Here is a 21,567-nt window from a genome sequence, read left to right on the forward strand (position 1 = left end):
AAGCATGTTTTCAATGAAACAGCGGCAAGGGTTGGTTGTTTGGGTGTATTCGCTCAAACAACTGAAGACTTTGCGGCGCTACGGCACTATCATGTATGTTTCGCGGCGTATGAAATACGTTTATTTGTATATGGATCGCGAGGAAATTGCGGCAACTAGCAATAAGTTAAATAAGCTGCGGTTTGTTAGGCGGGTCGAGCCATCACATCGGCCGGAACTAAAAACCGAATTCGGCAGCGATATCGGCAAATTCAAGCCGACAGAAGAAGATCTGGAAACCAAAGCCAAACAGCGGCGGCGCGATCGGATGACAAGTGACAAGCTCAAAGGGGATCATCATGCGAGTCATTAGCGGAGCATTTCGCGGCATGCGATTGAACGCGGTTTCGGGCAACCAGACACGACCGACAGCTGATAAAGTCAAAGAATCCATGTTTAATATGATTGGACCGTATTTTGATGGCGGACATGCTCTTGATTTATATGCCGGCACCGGCGCACTCGGAATCGAAGCGGTGTCGCGTGGGATGCGTGACGCGGTTTTGGTAGATCGTCAATACGCGGCGATCAAAACCATCAAAGCCAATGTCACGCTGACCAAACATCCAGAAAGTTTTACGATCTTAAAGATGCCGGTAGCCAAAGCAATCGACCATTTTGCTGCTGCTGAGCAATCGTTTGATCTCATTTTGATGGATCCACCTTATGCACAGCAACATGTAATCGCCCAGTTGGCTGCGTTTGTCACCGCTCATCTCTTGGTACCCGGAGGTCGAGTCTTGGTTGAAACTGGACTGGATATTGTTTATCCTGAGATCATTCCCGGATACACGAAGTTACGGCGCCAGACTTATGGTGTGGCCCAGGTTTTGATTTTAGAGCGAAACGAGGAAGATCATGACTAAAAAAATCGCAGTATTTCCCGGCAGCTTTGATCCGTTTACGAATGGTCATTTGGATACTGTTTTGCGTGCCAGTCGATTGTTTGATGAAGTCGTTGTGGCCGCGATGACGAATACTAGTAAGCAGCCGCTGTTTTCAAGTGAAGAAAAATTGGCGTTGATTGCGGCTAGTACCGCCGATTTGCCGAATGTCAAAGCTGTAGCGGCTCCTAAGCGTTTGACGGTTGAATTTGCCAAATCAATTGGTGCCCAGTTTATCATTCGCGGGATTCGCAACGTTGCTGATTTTGGTTACGAGGCCGATATTGCCACGGTTAATCATGACCTGGATAGTCAGATTGAAACGGTCTTTTTGCTCGCGGATAAGCAATACGATGCCTTGTCCAGTACGATTATTAAGGAAGTCACAGCGTTTGGCGGCGATATTCATCGGTTTGTGCCGGCACCAGTCGAAGAAGCCTTATATAAGAAACTAGGTGAGCCTCATCAAACTAACTAACCGGTTAAAACAGAAAAAACGCTGGCGGTGGCTCATTGGCATTTTGGTTGGCGTTGTTGTCTTGGCTGCGCTTCTTTTCTTCCCGACCAATTATTATTTGGAAGTGCCAGGTTCGGCGGAGTCGTTGAAGCCTTATGTTAAAGTCGCCGGCAGTAAGGATAATGCCAAGGGAAGTTACATGTTAACGACAGTTGGCGTGGTTGGTCCCGCTTCACCGGCGTTATTGCTGTTTAGCAAAACGCAGGCCCACACCGATATCGTCTCCAAGCAGGAATTGATGGGCAATGACAGTAGCGCTGAATACGATCAGTTGCAGGCGTATTATATGAAAAGTGCTGCCAATAATGCCGTCGCAGCAGCGTTCAAAGCCGCCAAGAAACCGTATCAGATCCACCATCGCGGCATTTATGTGATGTCAATTTTGCCGCAGTCACCCTTCAAGGGAAAGTTGGCTCTCGGTGACACCATTACCAAATTGAATGGTAAATCATACCAAACCGCCGATGCTTATGTGAACGCAATTAAGTCGCAAAAAGTTGGGACGGCCATTACGCTGACGTATCAACATCAAGGCAAGACCAAACAGGCTACGGCGAAGTTGATTCGCTTACCGCAAACCAAGCGCGCTGGCATTGGTATCACACTGACCGAAAACACCACTGTCACCAGCGATCCTAAAGTTAAGATTGATGTGGGGAATATTGGCGGCCCAAGTGCCGGGACCATGTTTGCCTTGCAGATCTATACCCAGATCACCCATCAGAATTTGCGTCGCGGACAGGTGATTGCCGGAACCGGTACTATTGATCCGGCTGGCCATGTTGGGCAAATCGGCGGCATTGATAAGAAGGTGGTCGCCGCAGATGCCAAAGGAGCCAAAGTTTTCTTTGCCCCGAATCAGCCTGCCACCAAAAAGTTGAAGCATTATGATCCGAATTATGTCAACAACTACACGGAAGCGGTGCGGACGGCCAAGCAAATCAAAACCAAGATGAAAATCGTACCGGTCAAAACCCTTAGCGATGTCATTCAATACATGGAAAATTATGCAAAAGCGGCCAATTAATTTAGCGGCTCAATCGCATAACTTTAAACGGGAACTGTCAATTTGACGGTTCTTTTTACTTGCCTTGCGTAATGTGTTGTTGAGGTGAGAAAAATGACGACACTGACGTATTGGCTCAAAACATACTGGTACGCGCCTTTAATCATTATCATTGGCGGGTTCTTTTTTTGGCAACAGGCACAAGGCAGTTCGGCTAGCCAACCAATGGCGGAGAATGTGCGTGCTAGCGGCAGTTCTCAAGTCATGATGTCCCGTTCTTCTGGCAGTGCAAGTAGTCGTAGTCGGCCATCGCAAGGATTTGTGCATCTTAAAGGAGCGGTCTTGCGTCCCGGTATTTATCCGGTTCGGGAAAACACACGGTGGGATGAAGTCATTAAGGCTGCTGGCGGGCTAACGGCAAATGCCGATATGCAACAAATTAATTTAGCCAAAATTGCCAGTGACCAGGAAAGTCTGCATGTGCCGGAAAAAGGGGAGACGGTTGCTGCGCCGGCTGCCACGGCAACTTCCAGTGTTGCTTCAACCGGCGACGCGAAGACCAAGGGCGGTAGCGGAGGTGCTGTTGATCTCAATAAAGCTGACGCCACCCAGTTGCAGACAATTAGCGGGATCGGGCCGAAAAAAGCCGCCGATATTATTAATTATCGGGATAGTCATGGCGGCTTTAAGGAGATTGCAGAGCTCAAGGAAGTGCCGGGAATCGGCGATAAAACGTTTGAAACCCTGGCACCACAGTTTACGCTGGGGCCATGAGCGGCCGGCTTATATTAGTGACAGTTGCCTTACTTGCCGGCATCATGGGCGGCGTTGGATTTTGGTGGGTGGCTGGGTTATTGGTCGTTTGGCTGGTCATTAAAACGGATCGAACGATTTTTATCTGTGTTGGTTTGTTTTTCGTGATTGGCTTGGGCCGCGGCGTTATGGACGTCCTTCAGTGGCGCCATCCGCCTCAACCACATGGCAGCATCGCCATCCCGGCCTCGGCTATCAAACTTAAAGATGGATATGTTAGCTTTATCGGTCGAGCCGCTAACGGCGTCAGTGTCAGCGGCCGGGGAACGGCCTCCCAAGCGGTCGCTGGTAAGTTGTCAAAGAATGATCAGCCGGTGCGATTAGAGGGCTCTTACGACGTCAAGCGGTTAGCTCCAGCACGCAATCAATATGAATTTGATTATGCGACGTATGCGTGGCAGAATCGACAACTTGCGTATGAGTTAGTCAAACCGACCTTAGATTTTTCATTTCAGCCGAAACAGCAACTGCAAGATATCATTGACGGGTGGCGGGTTCGGATCTTCGCTTATTTTGCTCAATTGCCGCCTAAGGTACGCCAATATACCAAGGGACTATTATTGGGACAAATGGATGATGATTTTATGACCCAGCGGCAGGCGTTTGTCGACTTAGGTGTTTTCCATCTTTTTTCCATATCCGGATTACATCTGTTTGCATTAGTCGCGGCGCTGTATTGGTTGGCTGCCCGGCTTCGGATACCCCAAGGTGTTGTTGATTTGGCGCTGATGGGCTTGTTGCCGCTTTTGCTGATCTTGCTGCCATTGGGGGCTGGCTTGTGGCGCGCTGTTTGGATGCGGTTAGCGGGGATCGTCAATCGTTACCTTCAGCTAGGCTTTACCGGTCTGGATCTATTTGGCATGGTGCTAATGGTGAATTTGATTTGGCAGCCGCAAATTTTAATGACGATGGGTGGGCAGCTAACCTATTTAATGACTGGCTTACTTATTAGTTTGCCGACCATGCGTAAATGGGAGTTAAATTGGCGGCTGGTACTGGCTGGCATGCCGGTTATTGCCTGGCATACGTTTAGTTTTAATGTGCTGACAGTGATTTTTAATTGGTTATTGATGCCGATTTTTGAATTGGCGATTATGCCCGGCTTGGTTGTGGCTTTGGCATTGCCACATTCAGGGGTGACGCGTCTGTTTAACGATGCTCTTCAGTTGTTGGAGACTGTGTTGATCGGACTGAGCCGAATGCCGGGACAAATGATCATCGGCGCTTTTCCTAGTTGGTTAGCTGTTGCCGGTGTGCTTGTGATGGTCATCGTCATTACCCGACAGAAGTGGCCATTAGCTGTTAGTTGGTTTGTGGTTGTTCTGGCGTGTTGTTGGTATCAGCCGAATTATCGGGTGGTGATGTTTGATGTCGGTCAAGGGGATGCCATCTTAATCGAAGCCCCTTTTCGCCGTGGGGTGATGTTGATTGACACAGGCGGCCGAATTTTTGGCCAAACCAGTCATCCACCTGTTAGGCGGGCAATTATTCCTTACCTGCATGCGCGCGGATACACGCGCTTAAACACGTTGGTGGTGACCCACGCGCATATGGATCATTTAGGGGATGCCCCATTACTGGCGCAACTCATGCCAATCAATCGCCTAGTGACGACACCAACTGCGCAGGACCATCCCATGATTCGCAAAATTCGGCAGCACGTGGCGACGATGCAGGTTGTGACTGCCGATCAATGGCTTCGGGCCGGCGCACTTGGGTTTCAAGTGCTTTGGCCGACGGAAGACGCCCGCCCAAACCCACAAGATAAGAACGCCGATTCGATTGTGCTCTATGGTAAAATAGGCAAAAGCAACTGGTTATTTACTGGCGATGCTGACCAGACAATTGAAAAGTCACAGATTTTGCCACGCCAACTTAAGGCCGATTTTTTAAAAGCAGGGCATCACGGGTCAAAAACCTCCAGTGAACCTGCCGTTGTTGCAAGTTTAGAATTAAAGGCAGCGTTAATTTCTGCAGGAGTTGCCAATCGTTATGGCCACCCGCATCGGGAGACGCTTGAGACGTTTGCCAAAGCCGGCGTGCCAGCGGTCAGCACGCATGAGCAAGGCATGATATGGGTCGAATCGAGTCCCTATCGTCAAGAAGACGAATTATTCAGTTGGTTAAAAATAAAGGAGTCAAAGGCACATGCAGGTCCGTGATTTTATCAAACATCTAAAAAATGGCGATCGCCCGCCGCTGACGCTCATTCTTGGCGAAGAACAGGCACTGCGCGAACAAGCGCAACAAGCGATTGCCAACATGATTCCCGAAGATCAAAAGGCAATGAATTTTGGTCGTTACGATATGCATCAGACACCCGTTGGCGTGGCCTTAGATGATGCGACTTCGATGCCGTTTTTCGGCGATTATCGGGAAGTCGTCATTGATTCACCTTACTTTTTAACCGGCGAAAAAAGCACGGAAAAAATTGACCACGATCTTACCGGATTACAGGCCTATTTTGAACACCCCGTTCCGTCAACCATGATGGTATTGGTAGCGCCTTACAAAAAGCTGGATGAACGTAAGCGACTGACGAAAGCCCTGAAAAAAGCGGCATTAATTGTTGATGCGGCTCCGCTTGATGAACGGTCTGCCCGAATGGCGCTGGCACAAATTTTCAGGCAACATAAAGTCAGCATTGAACCACCGGCGTTGGATACACTTGTGCAGCGTACGAATGGCCAGTATTCCATCATGATGGGTGAAGTACGCAAGCTTTTGACTTATGCTAGTGATGGTAGTCCGTTAACCGTTTCGGCCGTTTCGGCACTTGTACCCAAGCAACTCAATGACCGCGTCTTTGATTTGGTAACGGATGTGTTACGCAAACATGCAGCTGACGCTTTGGCGTTATATCGTGATCTGCTAGCACAACGGGAAGAACCGATTCGGCTAAATGCCTTGATGCTTGGCCAATTTCGTCTGTTATTGCAAGTTAAGCTGTTGGCTCAAAAAGGGTATGGTCAAGGGAACATTGCCACAACGCTCAAGGCTCATCCTTATCGCGTCAAGCTGGCATTGCGACAAGTAGATCGATTGCCTTATCATCAGTTAGCCCAGGCTTATAGTGGTTTGGTCGATACTGAAACTGCCATGAAAACCGGGACCATTGATAAGGAATTGGCGTTTGAGCTTTTTATGCTTAAGTATACTGGCCAGTCAACAGTTGGGCATCACGACAGACGGCGCTAATCCAGTACCTTAATCTAAAGGTAAGCACCGTCTGAATATTGCGGCTGGCTCGGTAAAGTGGTTCTTCATCTATCAGCCAAAGACGATAACATCAAAAAAACAGCTACCATGTGTCGCAAAACACACGGTAGCTGTTTTAAATTGGCTTAACGCTTGATTACTTGTTGAGTAAGGCTGAAAGACGGCTCTTATCGCGGCCTGCCTTGTTCTTTTTGATGAGGCCCTTACTGTTTGCCATGTCGATGGCACGAGTTGCTGCCTTGTAAAGATCCTGACTGTTGTCAGCATTTTGTTCGGTTGCACTCTTGAACTTCTTAACAGCAGTACGCATTGCGTTCAACTGGGCGATGTTGCGTTCGCGAGCGGCTTCTTGTGTCTTAACACGCTTGATTGCAGATTTGATTTGTGGCATGAGATGTTCACCTCCAACAGTGGATTATGATAAAACTGCATAAGTTTCAACAGACGCTATTATACAGAAGCCAAGCGACCAATGCAATAAAAACTTGTAAAGGAAAATTGCTTGATAGCTAAAATGACTTGCAATCGCGGGTCAACTCCGGTAAAGTTAGACAGTGCTTTGAACCTGATACTTAGTTTAGCGAGCCACCGACGCTTTACTCAGTTTCAGGCAATATTCAGAAAGGTGGTACACAACATTGGCAATTGCACAAACTCAAAAAGATGAAATCATTAAGCAGTACGCACGACATGATGGTGACACTGGCTCACCAGAGGTTCAGATCGCGGTTTTGACAGCAGAAATTCTGGCATTAAACGATCACCTGTCCGTTCACAAGAAAGATCATCACAGCTACGTCGGCCTGATGAAGAAGATTGGCCATCGCCGTAACCTGTTGGCTTATCTGCGTAACAAAGATATCATTCGTTACCGTGACTTAATCAAGTCATTAGGCTTGCGTCGTTAAACGATTCACCAAGGGTCGCCTGTTGAGGCGGCCTTTTTTGGTGTGAGCGTGAACCAGCCCGGTTAGAAACCGGAACATAAGCGGCCTCTAACCTTAATGGCTGGGCTTTGCCATTAAGGTTAGAGGTCCTTATGTGCAGGTTTCTGGGCTGGTGAACGCGTTATGATAGTAGCTAAGCAAAGTGGCCATTTGGGCTTGAGGTCCTTACACGTAGATTTCTGCGACCGCGAACACGTTATAGAAACAAAAGCTGGGTATCACACCTAGCCCAGAATAGAACACTTCTGTTCTGATTGTAATATTTGGCCATTGCGCCCAAGGTCCTTACACGCAGGCTCCTGCACTAGTGAGATGCCTCTTTGGCTATTCCTGAATCAAAATGCTATAACCAACGTATCGGCAAGACAAACCACCTAAAGAGATGAGCAAATATGTATGGGGAATATCGGCAACGCTATCAAAATCAACTACTACGAGTCACTGTTTTGGGTGTTACGCCAAACAGCGCTTGGGTGCTTGCGGCAATAAGCAATCAGTGGGCATTTGCTGCCATCACGCAAGATGAGCATGATCAAGTCATCACGTCCCAAGTTGATCCGGCAATTGTGCAATTGATTCGTCTGATTGCGAAACGCTTGCTCGGATTTAATCCGGATACATCCATGATGCCTGACACGCTTAAAGCAATGGTAACAGCGCTTTCACCTGATGATCCCAACCGAGCACGCAAGACGTTTCCGTTGACGTTAATTCGCCAACCTGCTGGCACGTCTTTAGACTTTTGGTCCTTGGGGGAAGCAGCATTTTTAACGGTGCCTGATCAAAGACTACAACCGGCTGATTTACGCACGTGGTTAGTTAATCTGCTGCCACATGCTCACGGTGTCGGATTTGGCCCAGTGACTGATCGTGCGGCTTTAGCGGTAATGGCCCTTGATCATGGGCGACAGTTTGCTGCTGGCAGTTCTCCTGAAGTTGCCGTGGTTTTAGCGGATGGCCGCAAAGTTGCCACGTACCATTTGGATGCCGCACAGGTTAGCGATGCCGGCTACCGAGCTGCACTTGAAGCGGCCAAACAAAATCAGGCAACTGTCCGCAGGTTCTTTGCCAACGAAGTGTGAATGGGTGTCAGCACGAACAATTAAAAACACACGGTAAAAAGAAAGCTGGCAGTCTCGTTACATGACTGTTCGAATAAATCCGTCTTCTGCAACTCACTGGTTCGCTGTCAGCCCATCAAACGGTGCTAGAGCGGCACTTTGGAGCGGCTTTTTGCATTCGAACATCGTCGGATCAGATGTCGGTAATGTCGGTTCTATAGGTTTTCACCGCTTCGTGTGTTACACTGGTACCAGAATTTATTCGGCGGAAGCATGTTGCAACGCACGGTTGTTAACGATGCTTCCATAATTTAACCACGAGGTGAAACCATGACGAAGATCAATCTGGTCGCTCTTGGTGGGGTACGTGAAAACGGAAAAAACATGTACGCCGTCGAAGTTGACGACCAAATTTTTGTATGCGATTTTGGATTGAAATATCCTGATAATGAGTTACTGGGAATTGATGTTGTCATTCCCGATTTTAGCTACCTAACTGAAAATGCCGATCGTATTGCCGGTATTTTCTTGAGCCACGGGCATGCAGATGCTGTTGGGGCGCTACCGTATTTTCTGGTAGACCATCCTGTACCGGTTTTTGGCTCGGAATTGACGATTGCGATGGCCAAAGTCTTCATGCAGCATGACAGCCAGGCAAAGAAATTTAAGGATTTTCATGTCATTGACGAAAAGTCCGTGATCGATTTTGGCGATGTGTCTGTGTCCTTCTTTAAGACCACGCATAGTATCCCAGGTTCTTTAGGGATCGATATTGAAACCAGTGAAGGTCAAATTGTCTACACTGGGGACTTTAAGTTTGACCCTAGTGCCACACCGATGTACCAAACGGACTGGTCACGATTGGCACAGATTGGCAATAAGAAGGTTCTGGCATTGCTGTCAGATTCAGCCAATGCGGAATCGCCATATCCGAATGCCAATGAGCATGAAATCTACGACCATGTCAAAGAAACATTTGAATATCAGGATGGCCGGATTATCGTGGCGGGTGTTGCTAGCAACATTCAGCGGATTCAGCAAGTCATTAATGCTGCCGCATCACTCGGCCGCCGGGTTGTCTTGACCGGGCGCGATGTCGAAAAAGTGGTTAAGACGGCCATTCACTTGGGCTACATCAAATTGCCTAATGACGATATTTTGGCCAAAACCAAGGAATTGAAGACGTTAGCGCCGGAAAAAGTCGTTATTCTCGAAACCGGTCGAATGGGCGAACCGCTGAAGTCGCTTCAACGAATGGCAACATCACGCCATCGTCTCATTCACATTCATGAGGGCGATCTCGTCTTCATCACGACGACGATTGCCCATGCAATGGAGACTATGGCGGCGCGGACAAAAGATATGATTTATCGCGCTGGCGGGGACGTTAAAGTTTTGGGGGATGATATTCATTCCTCAGGCCATGCTTATAAGAACGATCTTCAATTGATGATTGATCTGTTGAAGCCGGAATATCTGATACCGGTTCAAGGCGAGTATCGGCTGTTGGCTGCGCATGCTGAAATCGCGCATGAAGCCGGGATCCCGCTAGAAAATATCTTCATTGTCGGCATGGGTGACATTTTACGCTATGATAAAGGCCAGATGAATGCTTCTGGTCATGTCAATGCCGGCAACACCATGATCGACGGCATTGGCGTTGGCGACATTGGTAACATTGTCCTACGCGATCGTAAAATGCTTGCCGAAGATGGCATTTTTATTGCCGTCGTCACGATTGACCGCAAGAAAAAGCGGGTGGTTTCCATGCCTAAAGTAACCAGTCGTGGATTTGTTTATCTAAAGACCAGTCGTGATTTACTTGCGGAAAGTGGCACTTTGGTCACAGAAACGGTTCAAAAGAATCTCGATAATAAGGAGTTTGACTGGACCCATCTTAAGCAGGATGTTCGCGATAAGCTCAGCCGCTTCTTGTTTGAGCAAACCAAGCGACGTCCTGTGATTTTACCGGTGATCATGGAAGTTAACCAAAATAGTGCCAAGCGACAATAGTCAAGTAAAAAAATTCGGAACAGTATCCGGATTTTTTTGTTTAGTCTAGGGACAAGTGATTATTGGCAAGATAGGAGGATCGTATGGCAAAGATGGTATCATTACCGGACAACGAAAATCGGCACTTTATTATTGGTGAGAAAGCTCTACAAAAAGGCAACTTTGCCTCAGCAGCCGCACATCTTGAAAAGGCCTATGAGGCAGTGCAGAATTTTACCATTGCCCGGCCATTAGCGGCCAGTCTGAACGGACTTAAGCAATTTCATGAAAGTCTCAATGTGATCTTGCCGCATTACAAGGCATTTTTAGAAACCGACGCAGATACCCAACTGGCATTGGATGCCTGGTTGGGTACATTAAACTTCGTCATGGCGCGGACGATGGTGCGTGAGCTGGATTCAACGCGGCGGCAACATTTTCTGAAACAAATCGAAAAGGCTGAAGCTACGGGCTTAAAACAGCGAGGCGAACAAATTGCGGATTTAGTTCGCAAGCTAAGCCATTTAGGCGGCTTTTCACGGCAAGAACAGCAAGATTTGTTCAGCCAGGTTGGACTTCTGCCAAAAAAACAATTGATTGAAGCCGCGGTGCCAGATTTGACCGACTTGTCAGTGCCAATTGCCATGCGGGTCTCGTTGTTAGATTTATTGACAAATGTTGGATATGATCAGCCGGTGCAATATCAGGCTTACGATCGTCAGGAAACCCTGATTCCTAGTGAACTCCCAGGAATGGCTGAGGAAACGGCAGGTCCGCAGATTCTGGCGCGGCTTCAGGAAGCACTTGGCGATGACGATCAGGAGTTAGGCAATGCCCTTGTCCAGATGGCGCGGGTGCAAGTCGCATTTTTATATCCAGATATTGAGCGGTTAATTCCGGATCAGGTGGCGTTTGTGCAGGCATATCTTGATCATCATCAGGGAAAAGCAACTGACTTTGACAAACTTTTCGCTTGGCAGGCGGCCGAAACAGCGAAATTGTCTGAATAGGCGAAATGACACGTTTTCACTGTAAATGAAAGAAACTTGACGCTATCTGTTTACAAAGTGAAAATGACCATGTATACTCATTGCTGGAATTCATTTCCAGCGTAGATATTTGTTTTGGTATTTACGCTCAAATGTAGTACACTTAAACGTAAAGGATTATCAGGGTACACAAACGTATCCTGTATTCTTACGAAAAATACAGGAGGTTCGTTTTTTCATGGCTGAAAAAGAACACTATGAACGCACAAAGCCCCACGTAAACATTGGTACGATCGGGCACGTTGACCACGGTAAAACCACTTTGACCGCGGCTATCACCAAGGTATTGGCGGAGAAAGGCCTTGCTAAAGCGCAAGACTATGCTTCCATCGATGCTGCTCCAGAAGAAAAAGAACGTGGTATCACCATCAACACCGCCCACGTTGAATATGAAACGGAAAAGCGCCACTATGCACATATCGATGCACCAGGGCATGCTGACTACGTTAAAAACATGATCACCGGTGCTGCGCAGATGGACGGTGCGATTCTGGTCGTTGCCGCAACTGATGGCCCAATGCCACAAACACGTGAACACATTTTGTTGGCACGTCAGGTTGGTGTTGATTACATCGTTGTATTCCTGAACAAGACTGACTTGGTTGATGATCCAGAATTGATCGATTTGGTTGAAATGGAAGTTCGGGAACTTCTCAGCGAATACGATTATCCTGGTGATGATATTCCTGTCCTCCGTGGTTCTGCCTTGAAAGCACTTGAAGGCGACAAGGAACAGGAAAAGGTTATCATGGAATTGATGGATACCATCGACGAATATATCCCAACCCCAGTGCGTGAAACCGACAAGCCATTCTTGATGCCTGTCGAAGATGTCTTCACCATCACTGGCCGTGGTACTGTTGCTTCTGGCCGTATCGATCGTGGTACCGTTAAGGTCGGCGATGAAGTTGAAATCATCGGTTTGAAGCCAGATGTTCTCAAGTCCACGGTTACGGGTCTTGAAATGTTCCGTAAGACCTTGGATCTTGGTGAAGCCGGCGATAACGTTGGTGTTCTGCTTCGTGGGATCAACCGTGACCAAGTTGAACGTGGTCAGGTTCTGGCAAAGCCAGGTTCCATCCAGTTGCACAACAAGTTCAAAGGTGAAGTTTATATCCTGACAAAAGAAGAAGGTGGCCGTCATACGCCATTCTTCTCCAACTATCGTCCGCAGTTCTACTTCCACACCACCGATGTTACCGGTGTGATCGAATTGCCAGAAGGCGTTGAAATGGTTATGCCTGGCGATAACGTTACTTTCGAAGTTGACCTGATTGCTCCGGTCGCTATCGAAAAAGGTACCAAGTTCACCGTTCGTGAAGGCGGTCGTACTGTTGGCGCCGGCGTTGTTTCCGAAATTCTTGACTAATTTCTGAATAAACGTTTAAAGAGGCTGGGTCACAATTCACAGCTATAAGTAAAATGCGAACAACGCTTCCGTAATCGAAAGCGTCGTTCGCATTTTGTTTCTCAAGGGATAATTTGCAAGAAGTTTTAAGATACTAGTGCCAAAGCGGAGCAATCGTAGGCCGGATGGGGCTCAGCCGTGGAAACAACACAGCGACCGGACTTTGTCGCTGATGTTGTTAGGCGACTTTGAGACAGCGGGTTTCTGGCTCAAAGCGCCGTCACAGCGTTCCAGCACCATCGGCCGGAGATTGCGGAGTTTGGCACGGCAAGGAACTAATTAATTAAACTTCTGTATCGTTCGGAATTCATTGATTAAAAGACATCCCACACGAATTATGGCTCAACCTCTTTTTATGTGTGAGCGTGAGCCAGCCCGGTTGGGAACCGGAGTGTAAGTGGCCTTGGGCGTGATGGCTGGTTTTTGACCATTGCGCCCAAGGTCCTGACATGCAGGTTTCTGGGCTGGCGAACGCGTTATAGAAAGCGAAAGTCAACCATCCCATTGCTCCAAATAGAATAATCCCCATCGAGCCGCGCCAAACTTTTACCATTACGCTCAAGGTCCTTACACGTAGATTTTTGCGACTGCAAACGCGTTATAGAAAGCGCAAGTAAGCCACTTAATTGCCTCAAATAGAATATCGTTCTTCAACGTATCTATCACCGCGACGGCCACCACACCTTCATACGCAGACTTGCACGCCAGCTAAAAAATGCATATTTCAAGCACCAAAAAAATCTCAAGTCTTACTCGGCTTGAGATTTTTAAATACCATGATAGATTCGCTTCTTTCTTTGTGTTTCAAAAAAATTTATGCATACGGAATTTTACCAAACAGTTAACACAACGATTTGAGACTTTTCAAGCTACGATGCCACTGAGAATCTCAGCAGCTTTACCAGATAAATAAATAGTGTTTGGCTCTGCCAGATTTTGCATAGAGACTCGGGAGTCATTGATGACGATTTTGGGGCAGTTCAACCGGAAACTTGAGGCCGCGTGACGCGTGCCAATGATTAATAACAGGTCGGCTTGTGCTAACATTTGCTGGCCGTGGCGAATTTCGTCTGGATAAGTTGCCAGTCGTCTTAGAACGAAATCAGGTAATATCAGTCCGCCACAGTTAGGGCAATTCGGTATGGTGGCGGTTGACGGTTTTTGCCAGTCACTGGGGCGATGGCAAATCGTGCAGTGATTACGCCTGACATCGCCCCAGTATTCAGCAATATTGCGGGTTCCGGCTTTTTGATGGAGGTAATCAACATTCATCGTCACAACACCGAGCAGCTTTTTTGCCTTTTCGAGTTGTACTAACGCTTTATGGGCGCTATTGGGACGTGCCTCCGGTTGGCAAAAGGTCTGCCGGTACATTTGATAAAAAGTATGCGGATTCGCGATCGCTTCTTTTGGGTCAAGAAAACGAAAGACATTACCGGCAAATTTATGCGATTTTTTTAGGATTTGATCAATCCCGTCTAAATCGGGGATTCCTGATTCAGTGGAGATGCCGGCACCCGTAAATGCAACGATTCGGTGATGCTGGCGTATCAGCGCTGCTGCCTGTTGCAAACGTTGCTTGTGGCTCATGGCGCTCATCTGGTTTCAAAAACTTGCCGCGCAACAGTTAAGCCATTGAGTACCCGAGGGAAGCCAATGTAGGGAATGCAATGAATCATGGTTTCGACGATTTCGGTTTTGGTCAAACCAACGTTGAGGGCGCCATTGAGATGGACTTGTAGTTGATCGGCAGTGTCACCTTGGATAAGTAACGCTGTCAGGGTAATCATTTCCCGTTGTTTTAAATCCAAGCCGGGACGATTGTAAATATCGCTAAAAGCAAACTCCAAAATATACTTCCCAACATCAGGTGCAATATCTGCTAGCGAATGCATGACGTTGGCAGCGGCTGCACCATCAACCTGGGCAAGTGTTTCCTGACCATTTTCTAATCGTGTTTTTTCTGACATGTTCATGACCTCTTTCATTTAGGATATCTTTACCCTAAATGCTGGAGTTAACTCCATGTCAATCACTTTTTTAAATTTTTTTCCAGCAATTTTGCTTTTAGCTGATGGTAGGTGACAATTTTGTTTTCCAAAAATGTAATGTGGGCATCAATTTCTTGTCGTTGTGCTGTTAAGTGCGCCTTTTGCGTGAATAGCAACGCCAGCCGCTCGTCAATCGTGCTATTGCCTTGATAGCGTAACCGCGCATATGTTTTGATTTCCTTAATAGGCATGCCAGTCGCTTTTAACCGTTTAATGAAGGCAATCCAGCGTTGGTCAGCATCTGTGTAAGTTCGGCGATTATTTTGATCGCGGTCGGGAACGATTAAGTGTTCTTTTTCGTAATATCTTAACGTGTCAATTGACAGTGAAACCATTTTCGAAAATTTACCAATTGGGTAACTCATCAATGAAGCCTTCTTTCATAGATCATGTTGGGTTGAATGATGAGACTTTCCGTAAGTTTAGTCAACACTTATATAAAGGTTTGAGCATTTTAATCGCCAAATTAAAATTATTGTTATATGATAAAACTTCGGAAAAGGGGGCATTCATTTGGCAAAATCAACAACTTGGCGGATGATCGCATTTTTCTGGCGCCAGCTGGCAGATATGAAACGTAAATTGTTACGTATCATTGTGGCATTAGTTGGCGTAGCTCTGGCTTCGTACTTGGTTCCGCGAATAACGCAATATGTCATTGATCAGGTGATTCCCCAACGCGCCATGGGAACGCTGCTTGGCGCAATTGCATTGGCGTTGTTATTGACTGCGGTGGCGGGTTTGCTAAGTGGGCTCAGCACGTACTGGATTGGGCAAGTCAGTTTACATGCGATTGCCCGCATGCGTGATGACTTGTTTCGTCATACCTTAGGCTTGGATATGCGCTATTTTGAGACGAGTCAGACTGGTGATCTGATGGTGGTGCTTACCAGTGATGTCAATACGCTGCAGCGGCTAATCTCGAGTAATACGCTGGGATTATTTGGCAGTTTGCTTAGTTTTGTCGTTGTGCTGGCTCTGATGATCGTTCAGGATTGGCAACTGACTGGGCTTATTTTGTTGACCTTCCCCATTTTATTTGTTCTGAACAATATTTTCGTGCGCAGCATTCGGGCTGCTTATCGACAGGTGCGGGCAAGCTCTGGGATGATGAATAATCAAATTCAGCAGGCATTAACAAGCATTGGTCTGATTAAAAGTTTTACTACTGAAAAAATGACGGCCAAGACGTTTCAACACGCCAATGCGCGAAACCGTGACTATCAGCTTAAAGCGACCAAACTCAGTGCGACCTTTTCACCGCTAACCGATTTCGTCAACTATTTAGGGACGGCGATTATCTTGGCATTTGGTGCTATTCAGGTCATGCATGGCCAGTTTACGGTCGGTTTGATCGTCGCTTATACCGCTTATCTTGGCATTTTGCAGGCGCCGATTCGCCAGTTGACCGGACTTATTCAACAGTTGCAGCAAGCGACTGTATCATTTGAGCGAATTGAGGCGTTGCAAGCCGCTTCACCGCAAATCGTGTCATCACCAAATGCCGTGCACTTACCGCGGTTCCAGAAGCAAATTCTGTTTGACCACGTGGACTTCAGTTACGACGAGGATGTGCCGGTTTTGCGTGACATCAACTTTGCCATCAATAAAGAAGAAGTGGTGGCGCTGGTGGGGTCTTCCGGGGCGGGGAAAACAACAATTACGAATCTGTTAGCGCGGTTTTATGATCCTACTGGCGGGCGAATTCTGATGGATGGCATTGATTTGCGGCAGGCAGATCTGATGGGCTTACGCCAGCAGATTGCGATTGTCTCGCAAGATGTGATCCTGCTTGATGGTACCATTCAGGAGAACCTTGAATATGGGACGCCATCTGCCAGTGAGGCGGCGATTTGGCAGGCTGCCGAAGCGGCTAACATTGCCGATTTTATTCGCAGTTTGCCCCAGGGTTTGGCAACTCAGGTAGGCGAGCGCGGAATTCGGCTGTCAGGCGGTCAGAAGCAGCGGATTGCAATTGCCCGGGTCTTTTTGAAAAATGCTCCTATTGTCATCCTTGATGAAGCAACGGCGGCATTGGACAACGAATCAGAGCGTTTTGTTCAAGCTAGCTTCGATCGGTTAATGGCCGACCGGACGTCGTTAGTGATCGCACACCGGCTTTCAACCGTACGCCACGCTGACAAAATTCTTGTGTTAGAGCATGGTCAAATTGTGGAGGCGGGTAATCATGAGCAGTTAATGGCGCAAAGCGGTCGCTACAAAGAACTTTATAATCTGCAGTTCGATTAGTCGCCCAAAACCTTGGCAAATAAATGTTCACAACGTTGGTGAGATCCCGGCAGGCTACTTTTATATGTGAAAAAGAACAGCTTATGTCGCCTTTTTCCGGCACAACGTTTACATTCCCACCGGTTTCGGGTATCATACATTAAGTATGCAATGTGAATTGCGAGACTAATTGTCGGAGGTACAGCATGTCTGCAAAATGGGAAAAAAAGGGCACCAATGATGGTGAACTCACCTTTGAAATCGATTTACCAAAAATTCAACAAGGTTTAGACCAGGCGTTTCAACGTGTTCGCAAGAACCTGACCGTTCCTGGGTTCAGAAAAGGCAAAGTAAGTCGCACCGTGTTCAAGCGGATGTACGGCGATGCGGCATTATATGAAGATGCGTTAAATATTTTGTTGCCGGATGCGTATGAGGCAGCGGTTAAAGAATCCGGCATTGATCCGGTCGATCAGCCCAAAATCGATGTTGAATCGATGGATGAAGGCAAGCCTTGGGTTATCAAGGCAAATGTCACGGTTAAGCCTGAAGTTAAGCTTGGCGAATATAAGGGCGTTGAAGTGCCTAAGCAAGATGTTGAGGTATCTGACGACGATGTTAACGCTGAACTGGAAAAGCGCCGCGAACAACAAGCAGAACTTGTGGTCAAGGACGATAAAGCAGCCGAAAATGGCGACACTGTTGTCATTGATTATGTTGGCACCATTGATGGCAAAGAATTCGATGGGGGTTCTTCCAAGAACTACAGCTTGGAATTAGGTTCCAATTCCTTTATTCCTGGTTTTGAAGAACAGCTTGTCGGTCACAAGTCTGGCGATGAAGTTACTGTGAAAGTGACGTTCCCGGATGATTACAAAGCCGCTGACCTTGCTGGCAAAGCCGCAGAATTCAAAACAACGATTCATGAAGTCAAGGTTAAGGAATTGCCAGAACTTGACGATGATTTTGCCAAGGACCTCGATGAGGATGTTGACACCCTTGATGAATTAAAACAAAAGATCAAGAAGGAACTGACCGATCAGCGTAAGGAAGCTGCCAAGAATGCCCTACAGGAAGCAGCAATTAAGAAGGCAACTGAGAATGCAACGATTGAAGAAGTACCTAGTGCGATGATCGAACAAGAAGTGCATAACCAGATGGATCAATATCTTGGCAATATGCAACGCCAAGGCATTAATCCGAAGATGTACTATCAATTAACCGGTACGACGGAAGAAGATCTGCATAAGCAATTTGAAGCCGATGCCGAGACGCGTGTTCGTACCAACTTAGTCCTTGAAGCGATTGTGAAGGCTGAAGATATTCAGCCAACTGAGGATCAAGTTAAGGAAGAGGTTAAGAATCTCGCCTCTGAATATAACATGGATGAAAAAGCTGTTCGTCAAGCTTTGAGCGAAGATATGCTTAAGCATGATATCGGTGTTAAAGAAGCTATTGATATCATCACCGATAACGCCAAAGAAGTTGAACCAGCCAAGGGCGAAGAAGCTGACAAGGCAGATTCTGATAGCGAAACCGATAAATAGGTGTCAATGTCGCATCAAAGAGACGATCCTTGATCGTCTCTTTTGTCGTCTTGGAGCACTTATCTAAGCAAGCATTTTTGCTGACAAAGCCGAACTGTGTCGTTGCTAGTCGATACTTGACGGTTCTGGTAGAATAAAGATAACAAGAAAGGGTTGAATCAGATGTTTGACAACGTTGAAACAACGGGTCCAGTTACTTGCTCTTTTTGTGGCAAGTCGCAGGATCAAGTGAAGAAAATCGTTGCTGGCCCTGGGGTTTATATTTGTAATGAATGTATTGACCTTTGCAAAGAGATCATTGACGAAGAATTTAAAGAAGAAGCCTATCAAAATCTGTTAGAAGTACCGAAGCCAATTGAGATCATGAAGACCCTTAACGACTATGTTATTGGTCAAGACGCTGCAAAGAAGGCGCTCTCGGTTGCCGTTTATAACCACTACAAACGGGTTAATCAGATGCAGACGGCAACGAAGGACGATACCGAACTCCAAAAGAGCAACATTGCGCTAATCGGGCCAACTGGTTCAGGGAAGACGTTCCTGGCACAGACACTGGCTAAGATTCTCAACGTGCCTTTTGCTATCGCGGACGCGACGACGCTGACCGAAGCCGGCTATGTCGGTGAAGATGTGGAAAATATTTTGCTTAAATTGTTGCAAAATGCCGATTATGACGTTGAACGGGCGGAAAAGGGGATCGTCTACATCGATGAAATCGATAAGATCGCTAAAAAGGCCGAGAACGTTTCAATTACTCGGGATGTCTCAGGTGAAGGCGTTCAACAAGCACTTCTAAAGATTCTGGAAGGTACCATTGCCAATGTTCCGCCGCAGGGTGGCCGTAAGCATCCCCAGCAAGAATTCATTCAAATCGATACGACCAACATTCTCTTTATTGTTGGTGGTGCTTTTGACGGTATTGAAAGCATCGTGAAGAACCGGATCGGGGAGAAGACCATCGGATTTGGCACGGACTCCAATAATCAGGTTGATCCGGATAAATCCTTGATGCAGCAGATCATTCCAGAAGACTTGATGCAGTTTGGGATCATTCCTGAATTCATTGGTCGAATCCCGATTTTGGCAGCTTTGGAGAAACTTAACGAGAATGACTTGGTTCGCATTTTGACGGAACCTAAGAATGCGTTGGTTAAGCAGTATCAAAAGCTACTGAGTCTGGATGATACCGATCTAGAATTCACACCTAACGCGTTGAAGGCTATTGCTCATCAGGCAATTGTCCGTGACACTGGTGCGCGTGGGTTGCGGTCGATCATGGAAGCCATTATGCAAGACACTATGTTCGACCTGCCAAGTCGCAGCGATGTGGACAAGGTGGTTGTCACCAAGGCAGCCGTCGAGGGCAAAGCCAAGCCGCAATTGGTTTTAACCAAGGGTCGCGAAGCATCTTAATGATAACTATGTAGATTGAAGACATCAGGCGAAGCAGCCTGGTGTTTTTTTACGTTTACGAACAAAAACTTATAGTACCCTTTGCTCATATTCCGTCTAACCAGTGAGGCGAGCGCCGGTAAAGTATGCTAAACTATTGAAGGCAACGGCGCACTTGCGTCAATTAAAGTGATAACAAGAAAAGGGGGCCATTCAAGATGGACGTCCATGATGTCAAACTGACGATCAGTGCAGTGGCAGCTGCGCAATATCCTACAGATGGTCGTCCGGAGATTGCCTTTCTCGGACGGAGCAATGTTGGAAAGTCTTCGCTCATTAATAAACTGATCAAGCGCAAAGCCATGGCGCGAACTTCCAGCGTGCCTGGGAAAACCCAGACGCTTAATTTTTATGACCTTGATAGTCGGCTTTTTTTTGTTGACGTTCCGGGTTATGGCTATGCTAAGGTCAGTAAAGCGGCACGGGCGAAGTTTGCCACGATGATCGAGACGTATCTGACAACGCGGCAGCCGCTGCATGGTGCCGTGTTGCTGGTGGATAGTCGACATGATCCTACAGCTGACGACATCAGCATGTATCAATACTTAAAGTACTATCAAATTAAAACGCTGGTTGTGGCGACTAAAATCGATAAAACGCCTAAAAGTAAACGGCTGCATGTGGTTAAACAAATTACCAAGCGTATGGACTTGAATCAAACAGATGTCGTGATTCCGTTTTCGGCAGTAACAGGTGAGGGTTATGATGCCACTTGGTCGTGGTTGGAGCAGACAGCGGGTGTGGAGGGAAGTTTGAAATGAATTTTAATGAGTATCAACAAAAAGCCAATCGCACATTGGCTGGCAACGAACATGTTTTGACCAATTTGTCCTTAGGCTTGGCAAGTGAAAGCGGCGAAGCCATTGATTTGATTAAAAAATACACTTTCCAAGGGCAAGATTTGGACAAAGATGAGCTGAAACATGAATTAGGCGATGTATTATGGTATCTTTCACAGATTGCTTTATGGGCAGATATTGATTTTGATGATGTCGCGAGCGACAATATCCAGACATTAGCGAAGCGGTATCCGCAAACAAAAAAGTAACCGCCATCTAAGATTTCAATTTGGTGTATCTACGGATAGGTTAGGCCGTAGCATTAAATGCGTCGATAAAAAAAGATTCAAGCGGCGCGGCTCCGCGTCAAGTAGACAGTCAAATAATTAAAGGCTTATGCACTTTCTTGAACGGCATGATTCCGATATTCTTCCGGGGTCATGCCGTTTAATGCTAATTGGCGTCTTTCCTTATTATGCCAATTGATGTACTTCTTGATGATGGCGATAAGTTCAATCTCAGATAGTGGGTGTTTGAACGCCAACTCCTCAGTCTTAAATTGACTCCAGAAACT

Annotated in this window: 22 protein-coding genes; 17 read left to right on the forward strand and 5 right to left on the reverse strand. The window is 46.9% G+C overall.

Translation table 11 applies throughout. The annotated features are described in order from the left end of the window. Positions 1-4: 4 nt before the first annotated feature. The 7 genes from BVJ53_RS01785 to holA all read left to right on the forward strand — a co-directional run bounded on the left by BVJ53_RS01785 (position 5) and on the right by holA (position 6,457). Complete coding sequence (locus BVJ53_RS01785) at positions 5-352, forward strand: YlbG family protein (protein ID WP_129300891.1); 348 nt, start codon at positions 5-7, stop codon at positions 350-352. Next, positions 339-905, forward strand: coding sequence for a 16S rRNA (guanine(966)-N(2))-methyltransferase RsmD (rsmD, locus tag BVJ53_RS01790; RefSeq protein WP_129300892.1), 567 nt, complete (start codon positions 339-341; stop codon positions 903-905). Before BVJ53_RS01785 ends, rsmD begins: the two co-directional genes overlap by 14 nt. Further along, positions 898-1,401, forward strand: a complete 504-nt coding sequence (coaD, locus tag BVJ53_RS01795) for a pantetheine-phosphate adenylyltransferase (RefSeq protein ID WP_129300893.1) — start codon at positions 898-900, stop codon at positions 1,399-1,401. Before rsmD ends, coaD begins: the two co-directional genes overlap by 8 nt. Next, on the forward strand, positions 1,379-2,467 hold the full coding sequence (locus tag BVJ53_RS01800) for a SepM family pheromone-processing serine protease (RefSeq protein WP_167470152.1): 1,089 nt from the start codon (positions 1,379-1,381) through the stop codon (positions 2,465-2,467). The genes coaD and BVJ53_RS01800 overlap by 23 nt, the downstream gene beginning before the upstream one ends. Before the next feature lie 93 nt (positions 2,468-2,560). Beyond that, positions 2,561-3,220 (forward strand): helix-hairpin-helix domain-containing protein, encoded by a 660-nt coding sequence (locus BVJ53_RS01805; protein ID WP_129300894.1) that lies wholly within the window; start codon positions 2,561-2,563, stop codon positions 3,218-3,220. Further along, positions 3,217-5,421: a ComEC/Rec2 family competence protein gene (locus BVJ53_RS01810; protein WP_129300895.1), complete on the forward strand. Its 2,205-nt coding sequence runs from the start codon at positions 3,217-3,219 to the stop codon at positions 5,419-5,421. The genes BVJ53_RS01805 and BVJ53_RS01810 overlap by 4 nt, the downstream gene beginning before the upstream one ends. Further along, positions 5,408-6,457: a DNA polymerase III subunit delta gene (holA, locus tag BVJ53_RS01815; protein WP_129300896.1), complete on the forward strand. Its 1,050-nt coding sequence runs from the start codon at positions 5,408-5,410 to the stop codon at positions 6,455-6,457. The genes BVJ53_RS01810 and holA overlap by 14 nt, the downstream gene beginning before the upstream one ends. A 157-nt stretch (positions 6,458-6,614) precedes the next feature. On the opposite strand, the gene rpsT is transcribed toward holA, so the two are convergent. Continuing rightward, positions 6,615-6,869, reverse strand: a complete 255-nt coding sequence (rpsT, locus tag BVJ53_RS01820; RefSeq protein WP_010488569.1) for a 30S ribosomal protein S20 — start codon at positions 6,867-6,869, stop codon at positions 6,615-6,617. A 247-nt stretch (positions 6,870-7,116) separates the two neighbouring features. On the opposite strand from rpsT, the gene rpsO reads away from it, so the two are divergent. The 5 genes from rpsO to tuf all read left to right on the forward strand — a co-directional run bounded on the left by rpsO (position 7,117) and on the right by tuf (position 12,896). Next, positions 7,117-7,386, forward strand: a complete 270-nt coding sequence (gene rpsO / locus BVJ53_RS01825; RefSeq protein WP_129300897.1) for a 30S ribosomal protein S15 — start codon at positions 7,117-7,119, stop codon at positions 7,384-7,386. Between the two features lie 431 nt (positions 7,387-7,817). Then, positions 7,818-8,507, forward strand: coding sequence for a hypothetical protein (locus BVJ53_RS01830; RefSeq protein ID WP_129300898.1), 690 nt, complete (start codon positions 7,818-7,820; stop codon positions 8,505-8,507). 309 nt (positions 8,508-8,816) lie between these two features. Continuing rightward, positions 8,817-10,499 carry a ribonuclease J gene (locus BVJ53_RS01835; protein WP_129300899.1) on the forward strand — a complete coding sequence of 561 codons (1,683 nt, stop codon included), beginning with the start codon at positions 8,817-8,819 and terminating at the stop codon, positions 10,497-10,499. Between the two features lie 83 nt (positions 10,500-10,582). Then, positions 10,583-11,488 carry a hypothetical protein gene (locus BVJ53_RS01840; RefSeq protein ID WP_129300900.1) on the forward strand — a complete coding sequence of 302 codons (906 nt, stop codon included), beginning with the start codon at positions 10,583-10,585 and terminating at the stop codon, positions 11,486-11,488. Positions 11,489-11,705: 217 nt separating this feature from the next. After that, positions 11,706-12,896: an elongation factor Tu gene (tuf, locus tag BVJ53_RS01845; protein WP_010488554.1), complete on the forward strand. Its 1,191-nt coding sequence runs from the start codon at positions 11,706-11,708 to the stop codon at positions 12,894-12,896. A 903-nt stretch (positions 12,897-13,799) separates the two neighbouring features. Here the strand turns inward: tuf and BVJ53_RS01860 are convergent. From BVJ53_RS01860 to BVJ53_RS01870, 3 genes are all read right to left on the reverse strand, one after another. Then, positions 13,800-14,525, reverse strand: coding sequence for an SIR2 family NAD-dependent protein deacylase (locus BVJ53_RS01860; RefSeq protein ID WP_129300901.1), 726 nt, complete (start codon positions 14,523-14,525; stop codon positions 13,800-13,802). Between the two features lie 5 nt (positions 14,526-14,530). Continuing rightward, complete coding sequence (locus tag BVJ53_RS01865; protein ID WP_010488538.1) at positions 14,531-14,905, reverse strand: carboxymuconolactone decarboxylase family protein; 375 nt, start codon at positions 14,903-14,905, stop codon at positions 14,531-14,533. A 62-nt stretch (positions 14,906-14,967) separates the two neighbouring features. Then, positions 14,968-15,351, reverse strand: a complete 384-nt coding sequence (locus BVJ53_RS01870; RefSeq protein ID WP_129300902.1) for a MerR family transcriptional regulator — start codon at positions 15,349-15,351, stop codon at positions 14,968-14,970. Positions 15,352-15,499: 148 nt separating this feature from the next. On the opposite strand from BVJ53_RS01870, the gene BVJ53_RS01875 reads away from it, so the two are divergent. The 5 genes from BVJ53_RS01875 (at position 15,500) to BVJ53_RS01895 (ending at position 21,262) form a co-directional block, all read left to right on the forward strand. Next, positions 15,500-17,236, forward strand: a complete 1,737-nt coding sequence (locus BVJ53_RS01875; protein ID WP_129300903.1) for an ABC transporter ATP-binding protein — start codon at positions 15,500-15,502, stop codon at positions 17,234-17,236. A 185-nt stretch (positions 17,237-17,421) separates the two neighbouring features. Further along, the gene (gene tig / locus BVJ53_RS01880; RefSeq protein ID WP_129300904.1) at positions 17,422-18,762 is read left to right on the forward strand and encodes a trigger factor; all 1,341 of its coding nucleotides are present in this window, start codon (positions 17,422-17,424) and stop codon (positions 18,760-18,762) included. Positions 18,763-18,924: 162 nt separating this feature from the next. Continuing rightward, positions 18,925-20,175, forward strand: coding sequence for an ATP-dependent Clp protease ATP-binding subunit ClpX (clpX, locus tag BVJ53_RS01885; protein ID WP_010488530.1), 1,251 nt, complete (start codon positions 18,925-18,927; stop codon positions 20,173-20,175). Positions 20,176-20,372: 197 nt separating this feature from the next. Continuing rightward, entirely contained in the window at positions 20,373-20,975 is a 603-nt protein-coding gene (gene yihA, locus BVJ53_RS01890) for a ribosome biogenesis GTP-binding protein YihA/YsxC (RefSeq protein WP_129300905.1), read from the forward strand. Further along, complete coding sequence (locus BVJ53_RS01895; protein WP_129300906.1) at positions 20,972-21,262, forward strand: nucleoside triphosphate pyrophosphohydrolase family protein; 291 nt, start codon at positions 20,972-20,974, stop codon at positions 21,260-21,262. The genes yihA and BVJ53_RS01895 overlap by 4 nt, the downstream gene beginning before the upstream one ends. A gap of 125 nt (positions 21,263-21,387) precedes the next feature. On the opposite strand, the gene BVJ53_RS01900 is transcribed toward BVJ53_RS01895, so the two are convergent. Further along, positions 21,388-21,567, reverse strand: a 180-nt coding sequence (locus BVJ53_RS01900) for an IS3 family transposase (protein ID WP_158280556.1), incomplete at its 5' end; no start/stop codon positions are given.

Source organism: Lacticaseibacillus chiayiensis, assembly GCF_004123795.1.
In the GTDB taxonomy this organism is placed as follows: Bacteria; Bacillota; Bacilli; order Lactobacillales; family Lactobacillaceae; genus Lacticaseibacillus; species Lacticaseibacillus chiayiensis.

What these genes read in the sequence shown, in the direction of transcription:
- BVJ53_RS01785 (WP_129300891.1), top strand. Translation starts at nt 5, where the DNA reads ATGTTTTCAATGAAACAGCGGCAAGGGTTGGTTGTTTGGGTGTATTCG.
- rsmD (WP_129300892.1), top strand. Translation starts at nt 339, where the DNA reads ATGCGAGTCATTAGCGGAGCATTTCGCGGCATGCGATTGAACGCGGTT.
- coaD (WP_129300893.1), top strand. Translation starts at nt 898, where the DNA reads ATGACTAAAAAAATCGCAGTATTTCCCGGCAGCTTTGATCCGTTTACG.
- BVJ53_RS01805 (WP_129300894.1), top strand. Translation starts at nt 2,561, where the DNA reads ATGACGACACTGACGTATTGGCTCAAAACATACTGGTACGCGCCTTTA.
- BVJ53_RS01810 (WP_129300895.1), top strand. Translation starts at nt 3,217, where the DNA reads ATGAGCGGCCGGCTTATATTAGTGACAGTTGCCTTACTTGCCGGCATC.
- holA (WP_129300896.1), top strand. Translation starts at nt 5,408, where the DNA reads ATGCAGGTCCGTGATTTTATCAAACATCTAAAAAATGGCGATCGCCCG.
- rpsT (WP_010488569.1), bottom strand. Translation starts at nt 6,869, where the DNA reads ATGCCACAAATCAAATCTGCAATCAAGCGTGTTAAGACACAAGAAGCC.
- BVJ53_RS01830 (WP_129300898.1), top strand. Translation starts at nt 7,818, where the DNA reads ATGTATGGGGAATATCGGCAACGCTATCAAAATCAACTACTACGAGTC.
- BVJ53_RS01835 (WP_129300899.1), top strand. Translation starts at nt 8,817, where the DNA reads ATGACGAAGATCAATCTGGTCGCTCTTGGTGGGGTACGTGAAAACGGA.
- BVJ53_RS01840 (WP_129300900.1), top strand. Translation starts at nt 10,583, where the DNA reads ATGGCAAAGATGGTATCATTACCGGACAACGAAAATCGGCACTTTATT.
- tuf (WP_010488554.1), top strand. Translation starts at nt 11,706, where the DNA reads ATGGCTGAAAAAGAACACTATGAACGCACAAAGCCCCACGTAAACATT.
- BVJ53_RS01860 (WP_129300901.1), bottom strand. Translation starts at nt 14,525, where the DNA reads ATGAGCCACAAGCAACGTTTGCAACAGGCAGCAGCGCTGATACGCCAG.
- BVJ53_RS01865 (WP_010488538.1), bottom strand. Translation starts at nt 14,905, where the DNA reads ATGTCAGAAAAAACACGATTAGAAAATGGTCAGGAAACACTTGCCCAG.
- BVJ53_RS01870 (WP_129300902.1), bottom strand. Translation starts at nt 15,351, where the DNA reads ATGAGTTACCCAATTGGTAAATTTTCGAAAATGGTTTCACTGTCAATT.
- tig (WP_129300904.1), top strand. Translation starts at nt 17,422, where the DNA reads ATGTCTGCAAAATGGGAAAAAAAGGGCACCAATGATGGTGAACTCACC.
- clpX (WP_010488530.1), top strand. Translation starts at nt 18,925, where the DNA reads ATGTTTGACAACGTTGAAACAACGGGTCCAGTTACTTGCTCTTTTTGT.
- yihA (WP_129300905.1), top strand. Translation starts at nt 20,373, where the DNA reads ATGGACGTCCATGATGTCAAACTGACGATCAGTGCAGTGGCAGCTGCG.
- BVJ53_RS01895 (WP_129300906.1), top strand. Translation starts at nt 20,972, where the DNA reads ATGAATTTTAATGAGTATCAACAAAAAGCCAATCGCACATTGGCTGGC.